Annotated in this window: 20 protein-coding genes; 11 read left to right on the forward strand and 9 right to left on the reverse strand. The window is 38.6% G+C overall.

From position 1 onward, the window contains the following. The first annotated feature begins 18 nt into the window (after positions 1 to 18). The 3 genes from H729_RS06565 (at position 19) to H729_RS06575 (ending at position 4,029) form a co-directional block, all read left to right on the forward strand. Positions 19 to 1,209 (forward strand): redox-regulated ATPase YchF, encoded by a 1,191-nt coding sequence (locus H729_RS06565; protein WP_020449225.1) that lies wholly within the window; start codon positions 19 to 21, stop codon positions 1,207 to 1,209. A gap of 4 nt (positions 1,210 to 1,213) precedes the next feature. Further along, a complete protein-coding gene (locus H729_RS06570) occupies positions 1,214 to 3,622 on the forward strand; it encodes a DNA-directed DNA polymerase (protein WP_020449226.1) in 2,409 nt (802 codons plus the stop codon). A gap of 62 nt (positions 3,623 to 3,684) precedes the next feature. Beyond that, positions 3,685 to 4,029, forward strand: a complete 345-nt coding sequence (locus tag H729_RS06575) for a hypothetical protein (protein ID WP_020449227.1) — start codon at positions 3,685 to 3,687, stop codon at positions 4,027 to 4,029. A 16-nt stretch (positions 4,030 to 4,045) separates the two neighbouring features. Here the strand turns inward: H729_RS06575 and H729_RS06580 are convergent, their stop codons facing one another. Continuing rightward, positions 4,046 to 4,516 (reverse strand): CBS domain-containing protein, encoded by a 471-nt coding sequence (locus H729_RS06580; protein ID WP_020449228.1) that lies wholly within the window; start codon positions 4,514 to 4,516, stop codon positions 4,046 to 4,048. A gap of 109 nt (positions 4,517 to 4,625) precedes the next feature. On the opposite strand from H729_RS06580, the gene H729_RS06585 reads away from it, so the two are divergent. Then, positions 4,626 to 5,126, forward strand: coding sequence for a hypothetical protein (locus tag H729_RS06585; RefSeq protein WP_020449229.1), 501 nt, complete (start codon positions 4,626 to 4,628; stop codon positions 5,124 to 5,126). Positions 5,127 to 5,140: 14 nt separating this feature from the next. On the opposite strand, the gene H729_RS06590 is transcribed toward H729_RS06585, so the two are convergent. Both H729_RS06590 and H729_RS06595 read right to left on the reverse strand, forming a co-directional pair. Further along, complete coding sequence (locus H729_RS06590) at positions 5,141 to 6,028, reverse strand: ABC transporter permease (protein ID WP_335324211.1); 888 nt, start codon at positions 6,026 to 6,028, stop codon at positions 5,141 to 5,143. Continuing rightward, positions 5,992 to 6,912 carry an ABC transporter ATP-binding protein gene (locus H729_RS06595; protein WP_020449231.1) on the reverse strand — a complete coding sequence of 307 codons (921 nt, stop codon included), beginning with the start codon at positions 6,910 to 6,912 and terminating at the stop codon, positions 5,992 to 5,994. The genes H729_RS06590 and H729_RS06595 overlap by 37 nt, the downstream gene beginning before the upstream one ends. Before the next feature lie 201 nt (positions 6,913 to 7,113). On the opposite strand from H729_RS06595, the gene H729_RS06600 reads away from it, so the two are divergent. Beyond that, positions 7,114 to 7,827 carry a hypothetical protein gene (locus H729_RS06600; RefSeq protein ID WP_147554408.1) on the forward strand — a complete coding sequence of 238 codons (714 nt, stop codon included), beginning with the start codon at positions 7,114 to 7,116 and terminating at the stop codon, positions 7,825 to 7,827. On the opposite strand, the gene H729_RS06605 is transcribed toward H729_RS06600, so the two are convergent. Both H729_RS06605 and H729_RS06610 read right to left on the reverse strand, forming a co-directional pair. Then, positions 7,824 to 8,543 (reverse strand): HesA/MoeB/ThiF family protein, encoded by a 720-nt coding sequence (locus H729_RS06605; protein WP_048134014.1) that lies wholly within the window; start codon positions 8,541 to 8,543, stop codon positions 7,824 to 7,826. The genes H729_RS06600 and H729_RS06605 overlap by 4 nt on opposite strands. Positions 8,544 to 8,574: 31 nt before the next feature. After that, positions 8,575 to 9,099, reverse strand: a complete 525-nt coding sequence (locus tag H729_RS06610) for a PRC-barrel domain-containing protein (protein WP_020449234.1) — start codon at positions 9,097 to 9,099, stop codon at positions 8,575 to 8,577. Between the two features lie 145 nt (positions 9,100 to 9,244). Between H729_RS06610 and H729_RS06615 the strand changes: the two genes are divergently transcribed. Together H729_RS06615 and H729_RS09525 are read left to right on the forward strand one after the other, a co-directional pair. Continuing rightward, complete coding sequence (locus H729_RS06615; protein ID WP_020449235.1) at positions 9,245 to 10,075, forward strand: Mrp/NBP35 family ATP-binding protein; 831 nt, start codon at positions 9,245 to 9,247, stop codon at positions 10,073 to 10,075. Positions 10,076 to 10,162: 87 nt separating this feature from the next. After that, a complete protein-coding gene (locus H729_RS09525) occupies positions 10,163 to 10,510 on the forward strand; it encodes a helix-turn-helix domain-containing protein (protein WP_020449236.1) in 348 nt (115 codons plus the stop codon). Here H729_RS09525 and H729_RS06625 read toward each other — a convergent pair. Next, entirely contained in the window at positions 10,474 to 11,409 is a 936-nt protein-coding gene (locus tag H729_RS06625; RefSeq protein ID WP_020449237.1) for an NAD-dependent epimerase/dehydratase family protein, read from the reverse strand. The genes H729_RS09525 and H729_RS06625 overlap by 37 nt on opposite strands. 153 nt (positions 11,410 to 11,562) lie before the next feature. On the opposite strand from H729_RS06625, the gene H729_RS06630 reads away from it, so the two are divergent. The 3 genes from H729_RS06630 (at position 11,563) to H729_RS06640 (ending at position 13,648) form a co-directional block, all read left to right on the forward strand. Beyond that, positions 11,563 to 11,760, forward strand: a complete 198-nt coding sequence (locus H729_RS06630) for a hypothetical protein (RefSeq protein WP_020449238.1) — start codon at positions 11,563 to 11,565, stop codon at positions 11,758 to 11,760. Between the two features lie 73 nt (positions 11,761 to 11,833). Further along, on the forward strand, positions 11,834 to 13,288 hold the full coding sequence (locus H729_RS06635) for a flippase (protein ID WP_081633127.1): 1,455 nt from the start codon (positions 11,834 to 11,836) through the stop codon (positions 13,286 to 13,288). A gap of 42 nt (positions 13,289 to 13,330) precedes the next feature. Beyond that, the gene (locus tag H729_RS06640; RefSeq protein ID WP_020449240.1) at positions 13,331 to 13,648 is read left to right on the forward strand and encodes a YlmC/YmxH family sporulation protein; all 318 of its coding nucleotides are present in this window, start codon (positions 13,331 to 13,333) and stop codon (positions 13,646 to 13,648) included. A 4-nt stretch (positions 13,649 to 13,652) separates the two neighbouring features. On the opposite strand, the gene H729_RS06645 is transcribed toward H729_RS06640, so the two are convergent. Then, positions 13,653 to 14,456 carry a ZIP family metal transporter gene (locus H729_RS06645; RefSeq protein WP_020449241.1) on the reverse strand — a complete coding sequence of 268 codons (804 nt, stop codon included), beginning with the start codon at positions 14,454 to 14,456 and terminating at the stop codon, positions 13,653 to 13,655. Positions 14,457 to 14,877: 421 nt separating this feature from the next. Further along, positions 14,878 to 15,252, reverse strand: a complete 375-nt coding sequence (locus tag H729_RS06650) for a DUF6015 family protein (protein WP_020449242.1) — start codon at positions 15,250 to 15,252, stop codon at positions 14,878 to 14,880. Positions 15,253 to 15,452: 200 nt separating this feature from the next. Between H729_RS06650 and H729_RS06655 the strand changes: the two genes are divergently transcribed. Then, complete coding sequence (locus H729_RS06655; RefSeq protein ID WP_020449243.1) at positions 15,453 to 15,935, forward strand: DUF835 domain-containing protein; 483 nt, start codon at positions 15,453 to 15,455, stop codon at positions 15,933 to 15,935. Between the two features lie 97 nt (positions 15,936 to 16,032). On the opposite strand, the gene H729_RS06660 is transcribed toward H729_RS06655, so the two are convergent. Continuing rightward, a complete protein-coding gene (locus H729_RS06660; protein WP_020449244.1) occupies positions 16,033 to 16,587 on the reverse strand; it encodes a manganese efflux pump MntP in 555 nt (184 codons plus the stop codon). Positions 16,588 to 16,611: the final 24 nt, after the last annotated feature.

Here is a 16,611-nt window from a genome sequence, read left to right on the forward strand (position 1 = left end):
CTTTTAAGGTACGATACTATGCAGATAGGAATCGTCGGAAAGCCTAACGTTGGAAAATCCACCTTTTTCAGTGCAGCGACGATGGCGCCTGCAGAAATTGCAGCATACCCATTCACAACAATCAAAGCAAACAAAGGTGTAGCATATGCAAGAGGAAAATGTCCCCATGTAGATTTTGAAGTGCAATGCGTCCCTCGCAATGCAATCTGCGATGAGGGAGTAAGGCACATTCCTATAGAGATGCTTGATGTAGCTGGCCTTGTACCAGATGCCTGGCAAGGCCGAGGATTGGGAAATATGTTCCTCGATGATTTGAGACAGGCTGACGTATTAATTCACATAGTTGATGCTTCTGGATCTACAGACATTGAAGGAAATTCTGTACCGCTCGGAAGCCATGATCCAGTAGAAGATGTTGAATTCTTAAAAAATGAAATAGCATGCTGGATGAGGGGAATCCTGGAAAAAGGATGGGATAAAGCGGCCAGACAAGCTTACCAAACCGGCCAGCGTATTGAAATTGTGATTCATGAAAAACTTACTGGGTTGGGAGTTACAGAATCTCAGATAAGTGCAGCTATGAGAGATGTTGAACTAAGCAGCAATCCATTAAGCTGGAGTCCAGAAGATATGTTACAGCTAATGCATCACATACGAAAATATGCTAAGCCAATCATTGTTGCAATGAATAAAGCAGACATGGCAAATGATGAGACTCTTGAAAGAATTAAAAAGGCAGCAGGTGGAATGGCAATACCTACATGCGCAGAGGCCGAATTAGCTCTTAAAAAAGCTGCTAAGGGCGGATTAATTTCGTATAAACCGGGAGATTCGTCATTTAAAACAATGGATGGAGTAAACTTATCGGATGGTCAAAAAGCTGCATTGGATAAAATCTCAGAAGAGATCAGCAGATATGGTGGTACAGGTGTGCAAAACTGCATAGAAAAGGCCGTTTATGAACTTCTGGAAATGATATCTGTTTACCCTGTCGAAGATGAGAGTAAACTTACAGATCATGACGGCCGTGTTCTTCCAGATGTATTCTTAGTTCCAAATGGCACAACTGCACGAGAACTCGCATATAAGATACATACAGATTTGGGAGATACGTTCATTCGTGCAATAAATGTCCGAACCCATAGAACTGTGGGCAGCGACTACATCCTTCTGAATAATGACGTAATCTCAATCGTATCAAGGAAGTGAAGTTGTGGATAAATGGAATGTTCGTTTACTTTCAGCAGGTTATAAAAGAATAGAAGATGACCTCAGAATAGAGCTGTATGGAATTACAGATGATGGAAGGTCTATCTGCATATACTACAAAGGATTTGGTCCATATTTTGAGGTCATAGAACCTTCAGAAGAACTATTAACAGAACTTTCAAATGATGAAAATGTAAAAAGTATTGAAAGGTTAGACATTTTTATACGTGGCAAAATAAAAAAAGCTGCAAAGGTATTCGTTACATATCCATGGCTGGTACCTGACTTCAGATCGAGAATTAAATCCAATTTTGAAGTGGTGGCTGCTGACATTCCATTTCATCACAGGTTCCTCTACGATGTGAACATGAATGCATGTTTTTGTGTAGAAGGAGAAGAAGTAGCCGGAGAAAGCTCTACAGATTTGACGGTAAATATGGGAGAAGGACCGTCTTTTAAAAATATTGAGCCATTTAATCCTGATTTGAAAATATTGTCATTTGATATTGAAAATTCAATCAAAGAAGGGACGATTCTTGCGATTTGTTATGTAACAGAAGAAAATGGCGTAATGAAATATCATGAACCAATACATGGAGATGAAAGATCAATAATTGATAATTTTACAAAGATTATTCAAAAAGAAGATCCAGATGTCATCACTGGATACAATATTGATAACTACGATATTCCTACGATTATGGAAAGGGGCGGCATATCCAAAGCCGGTAAGCTCCTGTGGGGAAGGGATTATTCTGAACCCAAGAAGGTGGGTAAAAGAGGCTGGAAAATAACTGGCAGGTTAGTTGTTGATGCCTGGTGGTCTGCTAAAATGCAGCTGCGCCCAAAGCAGGAAACGCTGAATCATATAGCTAAAACATATCTTGGTGAAGAGAAGTTAGATGTTGATCCATCGCACATGGATGAAGAATGGGCCAATAATAAAGAGAAGGTTCTTGAGTATTGTAAAAAAGATGCTGAACTAGCTCTGAAGATCGTTGACTATCTGGAAGCGCTAAGAAAATTGATGGATCTTTCTGCAGTGTCTAAACTTCCACTTGAAGATGTTCATACATCTGGAAGTTCCACACTGATAGATTCTATATTGATACGTGAGGCAGATAGAACTCTACCGCCGACTGCTGTCCCTATGACCAGTACAATGAATAATGATGAGGATGCAATAGAAGGCGGCTATGTGCATGATATAGAACCTGGATTGTATCACTGGGTCATCGTCTTAGATTTCAAATCGATGTACCCCTCATTGATCATACGCAACAATATTTGTTTCACAACGTTGAATCCAGAAGGAACGATCGTAGCTCCTAACGGAGCAAAGTTCCTTTCAAAAGATGTTAAAGAAGGTCTTCTTCCAAGAATCTTAACTGAATTGATGAAACAGAGGGATGAGATCAAAAAGAAAATGAAAGAGAGCAAGACACCAGATGAGTATAGGTATTACGATGGTCTTCAGAATGCAGTAAAAGTCTTGATGAATGCGTTCTATGGAGTGTTTGCATCATCTTTCTACAGATTTACGGATCATGATATTGGAAGTGCGATAACTGGCTTTGCAAGAGAGACTGTTAAGCGGTTAATAACAGAATTGAATGAGAAAGGATTGAAGGTTGTTTACTCTGACACGGATTCGCTGTTTATTCAGTCCCCATACCAGAATCTCGAAGACACTGTAAAATTTGGGAAAGAAACTGCAGAAAAGTTTTCTCAAGAAGTTTCTCAAATGGAGTTTGAAAAGGTACTGGAACCGTTATTTTCTCATGGTAAAAAAAAGAGATATGTGGGAAGGTCTGTGTGGCCAGAAAATAAGATGCTGATCAGAGGCTATGAGATAAGAAGAAGTGATGCTTTTGAGTATCAGAGCAATTGCCTGATGTCCGTATTCGAAAAAGTACTAGATGATAACCCGCAAGAAGCAATAAAAATAGCCAAGGAAAGTGTATCTAGAGTGTTATCGGGGGACGTGCCGATTGAAGATCTGGTTATATCAAGGACGAGCAAATCGTTCAATTCATACAAGGATCCTGACACCCAAGTAAATGTTATTGCAGCAAAGAAGATGATTTCATTAGGTTATGATTTTACTCCTGGTATGAAGGTGTCATGGATTGTAACAGATTCCAAAAAGACCCCTCAAGAAGTAGAGCCATATGTCAGCGGAAGACCGTTTACATATCGTCCAGATTACAGATACTATGCAGAAAGACTGGCACAGACTCTTGCGAGAGTTACAGAATTCTTTGGCTGGAGCGAGAAAGATCTGATCATGGGATCTCAGCAGGTAACACTGTTCGATTCATCATTTGAAGAAAATCCGGTAATTTCACAGAAAAAGTCCAAACCAGCTAGCAAAAAGACCAGCAAAACTACTAGTCTAAATGACTTTTTCTGATTATCAGTTGCTAAACATCAGATCGATGCGTTTAATTCCACTATTGAAAGTTTCTAGGATACATGAATCTTATCGAAGTGGACGGACAGCTCCTAGACGCCGAGGAATTTTTACTAAATGTTTCCTTGGATCAGGATCACTGTATTACCATCTCTGGGATGAAAGCAGCATTAAACCTTTTCTGCGACGGTAGTTATGCACTAATGCTCAAAGTAGTGCTTACTGAAGATGAAGACGGAGCATACAATGTTGAACTTCTAGAAAGTAAAGTAGAGATCATAAAAGACCTTGCCAGCAAGGGATTCTTTCTGCGTGGCTGCGATGGATATGTAGCTTGCTTTAAAGATGGAAAGATCGATGAATTGAAGGATACTCTGTTTGAGGCCATTGAATGCTTTAAGATCTAGTGGCAAAAGCCACTAGTTAATCTTCAAAAAGATCTCTGGCCTTTTTGAATATATTAAGACTGATCATCTCACCGATGAGTTTTCCATTTTCGTCAACAATCGGCAGATCGTTAAGATGCTGTTTAACCATGAGTTCAATGGCATCGGTGAGCATTGTATCTTTTTTAATCGGTACAACCGATGTCATGATGTCATCGATTTCTTCCTTTAATGAGTCTCTAAGAAACTGATAAAAAGCCACACCCCCAGATTTCCTGACACCTATTCTATACCCAACTAAACGGAGCAGAGTCTCGGTATTGACCATACCAAGAAGTTTTTCATCAGCATCCACCACATAGGCTTTACGGGAAAGGGGATTTTCAATCATCAGGTCGATAATCTGGCGTATTTTAGTACCTTTCTGAACCACTGAGGGTTTAGTTACCATATCATCAAATACGTCTCCAATTTTGGTTTCACTGAATTTCATGTTCATATCGGCCATAGTATGATAATTGTCCCATGCATATTTTAAATGGTTGGCGTTATATGGCTGATTGTTATTGTATTAAAGACTAAAGGCAAACTTCACATGATCACACGGAGTATGAAAAATGGGCGAGTTTGAAAGGAAGTATGGATCATTCAGAGCAGGCATTTCTGGTGCACTCAGCTATGCACTTACTGCAATAATTGTTCCCATATTGCTGGCAATTGCCCTTAACTACATAATTGAAAATTATAACATCTTAACAGAATTTAGCAGCTATGCAAAAGATTTTGGCAGCATAATCGTGATCGGTGGTGTACTGACATGCATGGCATTTTTTAATAATTATTATCCAAAAGGCTCCTATTCACGCACTGTTGCCGGGTTATTGCTTTCGGGAAGTTTGTTTCTATTCTTGTGGCAGATTTCATCGCTTATTCATATCATGTTTGATTTAACAAGCATATTTGCTGATGTGGATTATTCATTCTTTGTATTCCTTATAGGACTATTCTGTGGAATGAAAGCCATATATGTCCTAGGAGAACTTTTATTCTATCGCCGCAGATGGAAAAAAGAGAAAAATTTGATAGATTCCTCAGCTCATACTGACTGTGATCTCTGAGAGTGGAATATCCATCATACTTTGTTTTTCCTTGAAAGATTTAAAATCGCAAGGATATAGAACAATGCTGCTGTTATAATGAGTACAACAATACTGAATTCAAATCCTGGTGTAAAGTTACCATATGTGAATGTAACACCCATTTCATGATTGAAATCAGCAATGACGTTTGAAGGGGCGCCTGCAAAGCTTGCACTCATAGGGGCTTCCATGAATACTTGACGGAAAAGAAGCGCAGAATGGGATACTGGAAAAATCATAACGACCCACTGGATTACAGAAGGCAGAGCACCAATCGGTATGAATACACCAGTTATGAAACCAATTAACGTGCCCAGTATAGTACTAGCAGTCGCAAAAGACTGAGTCGTATGAAAGAAACTGACTATGAAGAAGACCAGTGCACTTGAAGATATTACAGACAAAAGCATGATTCCAAGGACTTTGAGCATGTTTACAGCACTGAGAAATTCCCCTCCGCTGGCAACTATATATGCTTCGGCAAATATCAAAGCCACTAAACTCATTATAATTCCGATGATGAATGTACTGAGAATATATCCGCCGGCCATTTCATATTTCTTAACTGGAGATGCGTTAAAATCTCTAATTATTCCTTTAGCACGGTCATCCACAAATGTTCCAAATGCTCCCATAGTTGCTGTTATTGATGTGATTGCTAAAACTCCGGACATTATCCAACTGTCCATGAGATACCTTGACCCTTCAACATCCAAAGAATCAGTCCAAACATCTCCAAGAAATAGAATATAGAGGGCAATAACAATTATAGCTCCCATCAATGAGAACAATACAGCCGTTCTGTCCCGAAAAAAGAGCTTTAAATTTCGCTGAGCGAATCTGATCAGAATGATACCTCTTTTCCAATTATATTGATGAATGCGTCTTCCATCGTTCCATGAAGAACTTCAAATCCCAAAATCAGATGTTTCACAGAATTTACAATAGGTATTGCATCCAAAGTGCTACCTATAGCGATGGTAAAAGTATTTTCTTTAACAGTATAGCTGATGTGGTTTCTCTCCAGAGCTGTTTTGAGAAGATCAATGTCGTTTGCTGTGAGCTTTATGCGGTCTGAACTGTAATTTTCCTGCAGTTCATATGGAGTCCCCTGTGCTGCTATTTCACCATGATTGATCACAACGATATAATCCGCAGACGCGGCTTCCTCCATGTAATGCGTGGTAAGAAACACAGTCATTCCAGTCTTTTTCTGAAGATCCATTATTTTGTTCCACACAATATTCTTAGTCTGCGGGTCAAGACCAGTTGTTGGTTCGTCTAAAAATAGGATTTTTGGAGTGTTTACAAGAGCTCTGGCAATATCAGCTCTGCGTTTTTGTCCCCCGGATAGTTTACCGTATGGCCTGTCTAAGAACTCCAAGATATCTGTAGCCTCGGCAGCATCATTCAATGCTCTCTCTAAATCCTCATTTTTAAGACCGTATAAATCAGCTCTTACGATGAGATTTTCCCGAACAGTCAAAAGATTGTCCAGTACGCTGTTCTGGAATACAATGCCGATCCTATTCCTAATTGCGTCATCATCTTTCCCGCGCACCATGCCGTCAATTATAATCTTTCCTTCATCTGGTTCAAGGAGAGTGCAAATCATATCGATCGTAGTCGATTTTCCTGCGCCATTGGGTCCCAAAAATGCAAACAACTTGCCAGATTCAACATTAAATGTTATGCCAGATACAGCATCCACTTTGCCGTATTTCTTTCTTAAATTTTTTATCTGGATTATTGGATCTTCGTTCAATGTCCGCACATGTGGATTTATAATATATATCATTATTTACACACACAGAGTTGTATGGTTTTCATTTTTGAGTCACGATCCAGATGAAAATTGATGCCTCAGACTATAATAATTTAACATTATTTTGTGAAGTGGCTTACGACTAACAATTTATATATTCCAAGAAGTAGTGGACGAAATCGTGATCATATGGGAATAAGCATGGCCATCTGTGAATTAGACTGCAAAGATTCTCTTTGCAAAAAAGGAAAAGAAACAGTAATTAAAGCTCGTTTGTCTTCAGTAGCTGGATATGAAGAATATTCTGATTATGATGAGTTTGTAAATATGTCTGATGCAAAGAAAGTATTCTCATCAGACTTTGAACAGTTCTTAAAAAAGAATCGCTTGGACGGAGAAAAAGAGTCGTTCTTACTTTCAAAATTAAAAAATCCAGATGACGTGGAAAAACTTAAATCATACGCTAAAAAATCATACACTGGATGGATAAACTTAGACAAGCTGTCTGACGATTTAAAATCAAAATTAATTGCTGAAGCTGGTCCAGATAATCTTATGACCGAGTGGGATACGATCCCTCTGACAGAGACCAATGAAATCTGTGCAAAATGTCCAATGTCATGGGATAAGGGCAGAGGATGTATCGGCGCATTTGGTCCTGATTCTTCACTCTTACCATCAATAGCTGAGAAAAACGGTTGCAAACTGATAGCTAACATAATGAAATATGCAGAGAGCGGAGAAAAATTAAACACTGAAGATGCAAAGGCTCTATCGGCTGAGTGCAAAATCCTTCGTGAAAAACTTGTTGATGAAGGAAAAGCAATGGTCAGGCGTTATAGCGGAGTAATAGATCGTTTAGAAACAATGGCTGACTTATGCTCATCCACAGGAACAAGATTCTATTTCATTTAAGCAATTTTACAGGCGGGACAGTTTTCCCGCTTTCCTATTTCTATAATATCCCATTGATTGTATTGAACGTCTCCAATGAGAAGTTTTGAAGTTAATGGATCTCCAGTGCCTGTCAAGATTTTTATTGCTTCTGAAGCCTGCAGAGAGCCGAATATTCCAGCAGCGGGTCCGATTATCGGAAATATTTTTTTAGCGGGTGGCAGATTTGGAAATATACATTTTAGACATGGTGTAATTTTTGGAATTATGGTTGTTATCTGGCCATGCCAGCTTTCTACAGCAGCATGAATAAATGGCGTGCTTGAATTTATACAATATTTGTTTAAAATCATTCTTGTCAGGAAGTTATCGGTGCAGTCCAAAATGAGATTTGCATCCATAAAAATTTCTTTAATATTGTCTTCAGTTACTTCCATTGTTTTTTCGATTATGTTTATATCTGGATTAAATCGTTTCAGCTTCCAGGCGGCTGATTCGGATTTACTTCGTTCTCCAATATCCTCCGGCCAGTGAAGAATTTGTCTATTTAGATTGCTTTCTTCTGGAGATTGTGAGTCGACCAATATCAGTTTTCCAATCCCGGCACCTGCAAGATATGTAGCAGCTGGACATCCCAATCCACCAACACCAAGTATACCGACGGTAGACTCTGAGAGAATCTTTTGTTTCTCAGACCCAAAACCATCCAAGATTACCTGTCGGGAATACCTCTCCATATTTACCTATCTGATTATTCATTATTAATCTTTAGGCGGCTCCAGGGAATGTAGTAAGCTCATCTTTTGTGATGTCTACAATTATCATATCTCCAGCAGCTTTGATATCATCAGGTTTAAGATAAAGAGGCTGCGTATTTTGTAATCTGAGAGCCTCCATTATTTCTCGTTCTGGTTTAACTCGTATACAAGATACTGTAAAATCATCTGAACCAAAGAAAATCATATCTGCTGATCCGACTCTATTAGCATCCTTCAGGATTATTTCAGTTCCAAGAATGGAATTAGCAACCATTCCTTCAGGATTTTCTTCGATACTGTTGACGAGCTCATCCGAAGGAACACTCAAAACTACTGTGTCAGATAAAGCTTTGACGCTGTCCGATCCAATGAATGTGCTTTCAGAAAATATCTGTAAAATCTTCTTTTTCTGTGATACCTCTATGGATTTTATCTTCCAGTCCACTGTAGAGATGCTTACATCTTTGACTACTCCAATATTTTTAGCATCTGAAGTTATCACAGGCAGGCCGATTATCTGATCTAAACTTCTCATTACAGATAGTTGAGTGACATAGGTTTAAGCAATTTTCTTTTTAAACTAGTCAATTAGCCACAAACTTAAAGCTATTGGTGATTATCAACTACCGTTCTAACGGCGCACATGCGTTAAGTACGCCGTGTTGGATTGGTGATTCTTAATGGAAGGAGACATTAACGTAGTTACTGCAAAACCAGAAGACGTCAAATTAATGAAAAAACTCTCAAAAATAAAGCATACAATTATTGTGATGTCTGGAAAAGGTGGTGTGGGAAAGAGTACTGTAAGTGTAAACATCGCCGTTGGATTGGCTCTCAGAGGCTACGAAGTCGGTATTCTGGATGCTGATATTCATGGACCCAATGTTCCTAAAATGCTGAAACTTGAAGATATGCGGTTGGAAGCGGATGAAAATGGCATATATCCAGCAGAAGTTCCACCACGCATTAAAGTAATGTCCATGGCATTCTTGTCTCAGGACAAGGATACACCAATCGTCTGGCGCGGTCCTATGAAAATGGGAGCTCTCCGTCAATTTATAGAAGATGTTTATTGGGGAGAATTGGATTACCTTGTTGTAGACTTACCGCCAGGAACCGGTGATGAACCTCTTACAATTGCCCAGCTGATATCAAATGCAGACGGCAGTGTGATTGTGACCACCCCTCAGGATGTTGCATTATTAGATTCCAGAAAGAGTGTTTCATTTTCCAATGCACTTGAACTTCCCGTACTAGGCATAGTGGAAAATATGGCAGGATTCGTATGCCCACACTGTAAAGAAACTGTGAATTTGTTTAAGATTGGCGGCGGTGAAAAAGCTGCTAATGAACTAGGCGTTCCATTCCTGGGGAGAGTCCCAATAGATCCAAATGTAGTCGATGCAGGAGATAACGGAATGCCGTTGATTGCTGATAATGGATCTTCCCCTGCAGCTGAAGCATTTGAAGGCATAATAGACAAAATACTGGAAAAAACTGAGAAACACTAAGACTAATGCGTGCACGTCATTTCTGATAATCAGAAAGATTTCTCTAAATAGGGAATCTTAGCCTCGAAGCCTGAGGTGAAATGGCGTATGCACGCACTAGAAACATCTAAGCTTCTAACGGAAGAGTATTCAGCAAAGATTCTTTTAGCACTCATGGGAAGACCAAAGAGTGCTCTGGAGTTATCAGATAAATTAGACATACCGATAGCTGCATGCTATAGAAAAATCAATCTTTTAGAATCCGCTGGGCTGATCTGCTGTGAAGAAAGAAAACTTACAAGAGCAGGTAAGAGAGTGAATATGTACAAAGCGAGGGTAAAATCCGCTTCTATCGCAATGGAAAGAAACGGTATACGCGCCAGAATTGAAATGATTGATGGAACGTTTATAGACAGCGATTACTGCATAGATATGGACATCTTCGCTGAAAGTTGATTTTGTGACGTGAACAATTCTTTCAATCCTTCCTCAATAGTAACGGATGTGTGAAAATCCAGCAGTTCTTCTGCCAATCGCACATCCGCTACTGAGTGTTTAATATCTGCAGTCCTAGGCTGCGAATGAACTATATCAATATTTTTTGAAGAGACGGAAATCATCTTTTCAGCAAGTTCGTTTATGCTGATTGCTTTGCCTGATCCGCAATTGAAAGTAACTCCGCTTACATCCGACTCCATCGCCAGATGAATAAATTTAGAAACATCTGCAGCGTGAAGAAAATCTCGAGTCTGCATACCGTCTCCATCTATTGTGATGGGGCTATTGTTTTTAACACACTCTGAAAATTTTGTTATTACTCCAGAATATGGACTGTCCGCATCGGCTCTGGATGAATAAAAATTGAAAGGCCTGATAATGATGGTTTTTAATCCATATGTATTCTCAAACATTCTTACATATCCTTCCGCAGCGAGCTTGCTTGCACCATACACAGACAACGGATTAACCGGATGCATCTCAGATATTGGAAGACTTACTGGATTTCCATAAACTGCTGCACTAGAGATAAATATGAATTTTTTAACGCCTGAATCCACAGCGGCTTTGAGAGCTGACACGGTACCTAGAACATTGATATCGGCGTCAAAAACTGGATCCATTAATGATTTTTGAACAGAAACTTGTGCGGCTGTGTGAATAATTACATCTGCCCCGTTCGCTGATTTAGCTAATTTTTCTGTATCGCGGATATCGATAATCTCCACTTTGTCCTTTGCACTTGCATTCCCTGGCGGTACAATATCTACACCCCATGCATCATGATTTCTAACATCTGCTTCTTCAAACAGATAAGAACTAAGCTGCCCAGATGCACCAGTTATCAAAATATTCATAGCACTATGTTTCTAGCAATAAATAAAAAAAAGTTACTACGAGCAGATGCTCAGACAGACTTAAATTTTGTAAGTCCCTATAAATGATAAAACTGCAGGTAGACTGCTAAAATTTAGATATTAACAAAGCATTGGCCACCCAGAAGGTGTGTTATGATAGAGATTGGATTGACTGAAATAATAGTTGCAGTTGCAATTGTGATTGTAGTAGCTGCTCTGATTAAATCAGTTTATTCTCTGATACCTCCATCAATAGCTGCTGTACTTGTCTGGTTCGTTACTGAAAACATTACATACACTGTAATCTCATTTATAGTCATATTAGTGTTAACCATTCTATTCAAACACTGATCGAATCTTTTTCATCATTCTGCGCAATTTAAATACTTGACACTCCAAAGTCTTACAAAACGGATTGGGGATCATGGGCTTAGCGAGGAATGTGGCAAAGAATACTATAGCGATGGGTTCTGTACAACTCGCTAGTCAGTTATCTACATTCATACTATCCGTGTTCCTGCAGTTATACTTGGGAAACAGCTATGGAATATATTCTTACGCGTTTTCATTAGCGTCTCTCATTTTTATAATCTCAGATTTTGGACTTAACTTTCAAACAGTTATTGACGTAGCTCCTAATCGAGAGATTGCCCCTCAGTATTTAACAAATACAATTTTTCTAAGAATTATTCTCGGCACAATAGGAATGGGTGTGACGTTCGTAGTCATTGCAGTATCCAATCTGGGATATGAAACAAATCTGGCAATTTTAATAATCGCATTGAGTACTGCATTCAATTGGATTTCTCAATCATTTACAGCAATGTTGTCTGCATTTGAACAAATGCATTACATAATGTATACCACACTGGTAGAACGCTGTTTTACTACCTCGGTAGCAATTGCAGCACTATTCCTCGGCTACAGATTGGAGTTTGTAATTATCATCGTATTGCTCGGATCCATTCTAAATGTATTTCTCAGCTGGGCTGTAACTTCAAAATACATTGTAAAAGCAAATAAAAAACCAGATGTCAAACAGTCAATGAGACAATTAAAAACAGCACTCCCATACGCAGCCGCGGGAGTTTTGAACACGTCCATGTATTCATTGAATGCAGTGATAATATGGAATGTGGTTTTATGGACTGGGGGCGGATCAGTATATGCAGCTCATGACACCGCCCTGTATAATTTGTCATTCAACGTCATTGTAGCGTTGATCACAATTCCTACAGTTCTGATGACCGCGCTTATGCCGGCGATATCCAGGTTGTATCGTACTTCTTCAGATCTGACAAGACTTACACAGCAGAAGGTAATGAAATACATGTTTGCGCTAGGTATTCCTCTTTCTGTTGGAGGGGTAATTTTAGCAAAGGATATAATCTCTTTAATATACTCTCCAGAATTCATAGACTCATATCAGGTCTTTGAAGTTTTAGCGCCTGTGATAGCAATCAGCTATTTTGGAACGGGCCTGGGCGGAGTTTTGGCATCTGCGGGACTGGTGCACTACAATACTCTATCGGCAGCTATTGGAGCGGGTGTAAATGCCATCCTATGCTGCGCACTAGTTCCATTTTTTGGTGCGATCGGTGCAGCGGCGGCATTCACAATATCATATGTGGCGATAGTTGTGTCTGGAGAGAGGTTTATGGCAAAGAAAATATTTTCAGTAGATGTTAGAGACATACTCGTAAAACCAATAATCTCCGCTATGATCATGGGTATAGTGCTTTTGATACTGCCGCACATGTCTCTGATTATATCGCTGCTTGTAGGAGTCATTTCCTACTTTGGAGTATTTCTGATATTAGGCGGATTAAACAAAGAAGACCGCGAAATTCTTAAGAGAGTTATGAAAAAAGGAGTCTAAGCTTTAATTACCATGCATTACAAGTTATAACTAGGTAAGAATATGTTTAAGTCTGAAACTCTCGTAGAAACAAGACCTCTCGAGATTGGTGAGACAGACAGTAAAGATGTCGTATCATCGGATGGGAAGATTCTTGGGAAAATGACTGGGGTGTGGATAAACACATCAAATTGGAATGTAGAACACCTCATCGTTGAGATGGATAAGAATACCGCAGAGATGTTAGATTTGAAAAAGAAGATGCTGAGAAGCACTAAAACTGCTCTTCCTGTGAGGTATGTCGGCGTAATTTCCGATGTGGTGAAGCTTAATTCAACAATTGAAGAGCTTAGCGGTGCTTTAACAGAGTCTAAAGTGTAATCAATCAATGTGTATGAGCTCCTCCTGTAAGCATATTCAAAATGAGTATCAGAAGTATGCCAATAACTACCAATGCATAGGCTTTGTAATTATTGCGTTTCTCATGGAATGCTTCAGGAAGCAGATCATACATACCTACGAAAGTAAATGTTCCGCCGGCCAGAGCCATCAAAACCCCAATCGGAGCTGAGTCAATTAAATCAACAGCGAAGAATGAGATTATTGCGGCGATTGGTGTAATCAGCGTAAAAAGTCCAATATTGATCAAACCTTGTTTTCTGGGAACATCTGCCAGACAAAAAGTGGTTGATAACGAGAATAAGTCTATTGCCTTATGAGCTAAGATTGCAAGTAAAACCACGGTTCCCAATTCAGAATTTGATTCAGAGGCGACTATGGCTGCTCCAAGGGCTAAGCCGTCTACTGCTGAGTGAATGCCTAGACCAGTGAAAGCAGCTAGCGATGTAAGTTTATGTTTATGCTCATTCGTATGGTTGCGACACTTTTTTTCATGACGCTCTTTGATTATGATTTCAATCATTAATAGGAGTATAAATCCAATCATTACCCACATCAGAGCATGAGATACGGCATCGTGTACGTCTCCGCCTTCTTCGATGAGTGTGTTGATTGCTTCTGGAATCAAAATCAAAAAACTTGCACCGATAAACACACCAGCACTTATGGCAACAAAGTAATGAAGATTTGAAGAGCCCCACCTACGCATATACGGAAGAGCCCCGCCAATTAAAGAGACTACGATTATTGCCAGTAAATAAAGTACTAGCTCCACCAAGGTATCACTCATCGTTATCCTAAATTGAGAAATACAGATTACTTATTAAAAACTTTTGTATTTTTTAATAAATACTTAAGGAATGTCTTTACACGGCGTAATTTAAACTTTAGACAGCAGGATGACAACAAAAATGACTAGCATAATAAAAGCGCATATGCCATATTATACTCCTTAATGAAGTGCATGCTCTGCTTTTATTATGCTTGGTCATGTAATTACATATTTTTCGATAGCGTTTGGATGGTTTATGCAGATGGGGATTATTGTTACCTTTTGATAGGATTGTTAATCAAACTAATGATTGATTGTGCAATTATGTGTGAGTAATTCAAGTATCAGTGGTTTATCTTGTTATTGTATACACCATTCATATGTATCTGCTGTAATGATTGCTCATTCAAGTATGATCGATCATCTAATCTAATCTAATCTAATCTCTTCCCCATGCATCTGAAGGAAGTGCTTCATAGATCTTTAAGAGCTCTTCCTCTTCGGAGCTGCCTGAGTCCATTTGCGCCAGTCTGGATACTTGATCAGTTTTCAGCATCCAATAATGAATCCTCCACATTTTTCCTTTCTTCAGATGGACTTCTTCTTCCATAGTTGTCAGAAGTCCTTCTTCTTCCAGCATGTAGAAGATATCCCGATCTTCAGACGCTAAGCGATTGTCGATAACCGCTCCTGCATATCCAAAAAAGCCAGCTACATATTCAGCTAGCTTTTGTATGTCATCACATTCCATGCCCTTTTTTCCAAGAGTGTTCTTTAGAGCTAACTCTATTTCTAATACGGACACGACCGTCATGATTTATCTATCTCGAATTAAGGAGTAGATATATTTTGTCATAAAGGTATATTCTCATAAAATAATCATAAAAACTACTGGCTATCATAATTAAATCGTGATTTTATTTTTCCATCTCTAAAATTTAAATAGAGATTACAATACACGAAGATTGCTACAAAATTTAATTATAATTATTTCCTTTATCAAATTCGATTGATATGATCATAACATGCGATAGACAAGTATATTTGTTTGAAGAGGAAAAAGCATATAACACTAATCACTTGATAAGAAATGAACTTAAAAATGGAAGAAGAATTTTATACATATCCAAAATGCCAATCGGAGTTCTTAAAGAACAGTTTGATAAAGACAATAATCTGATAGATCTAAGATCGTTATCTCCCAGACCTGAATCAAATTGCATTTCCCCGATGAATGTTGATGCGTTGATGCATACTATTCAAAAATTTATTGAAGATGGATCAGATGGAATAATCGTTATCAACGGAATTGAAATAATGGAAAAATGGATGAGTTTTAGTAAGATTAAATCAACAATAGAATATGTAAAGAAGCTTGCATTGGAGAATGGCTATTCTGTCATAATTACTCAAAATCCACTTGTAATAAATTCTCATAGATTATTGATGTTAGAAGATATAGCAGATGAAGTAATATCCAAAAAATCTAAAGATTAATGGCCTCATTTCTTAAGTACTATTTAATACCAAATTGGTACCTTATTTGTACCTATAGAGTAGATACGAGATAACCTAATTAGGAACTAAATAGACCTCAAATAGTCCCAAGACCTTCGAGAAGCACCTTTAAACCAATCAGGATAAGGATGATACCTCCAAATATTTCGGCCCCTGATTGAAATTTCATTCCAAAGAAACTACCAGATTTTACCCCAATAAATGAGATTATGAATGTAACTAGTCCGATTATGACTACTGCTGGAAATAATGCAACATTTGTGAGTGAGAAACTTATTCCTACTGCTAATGAGTCAATGCTGGTAGCAACTGAAAGAACTAATAAATTTTTGAAATCTAAACCCTTTGTGGTATCTTTTTCACCCCTGGAATCCTTTATCATTTTAAGTCCCAGGATAATTAGCAAAGCAGCTGCAATCAGATAGCTAAATGATTCAACTAAACCATGAAAACCCTCACCAACATAGTACCCGATTATGGGCATGATTGCTTGAAATCCACCAAAAAATAATCCGACTACTGCTGCATCTTTTATCGTAGCCTTTCCAATGGAGATTCCTTTGCAGATAGCGATGGCAAAGGCATCCATGGACAATCCTATTGCAATGAAGATAAGCTCAATCAGATTCATAGTATCGCGGATCTCGTCTAAATC

The organism is Candidatus Methanomassiliicoccus intestinalis Issoire-Mx1 (assembly GCF_000404225.1).
GTDB lineage: Archaea > Thermoplasmatota > Thermoplasmata > Methanomassiliicoccales > Methanomassiliicoccaceae > Methanomassiliicoccus_A > Methanomassiliicoccus_A intestinalis.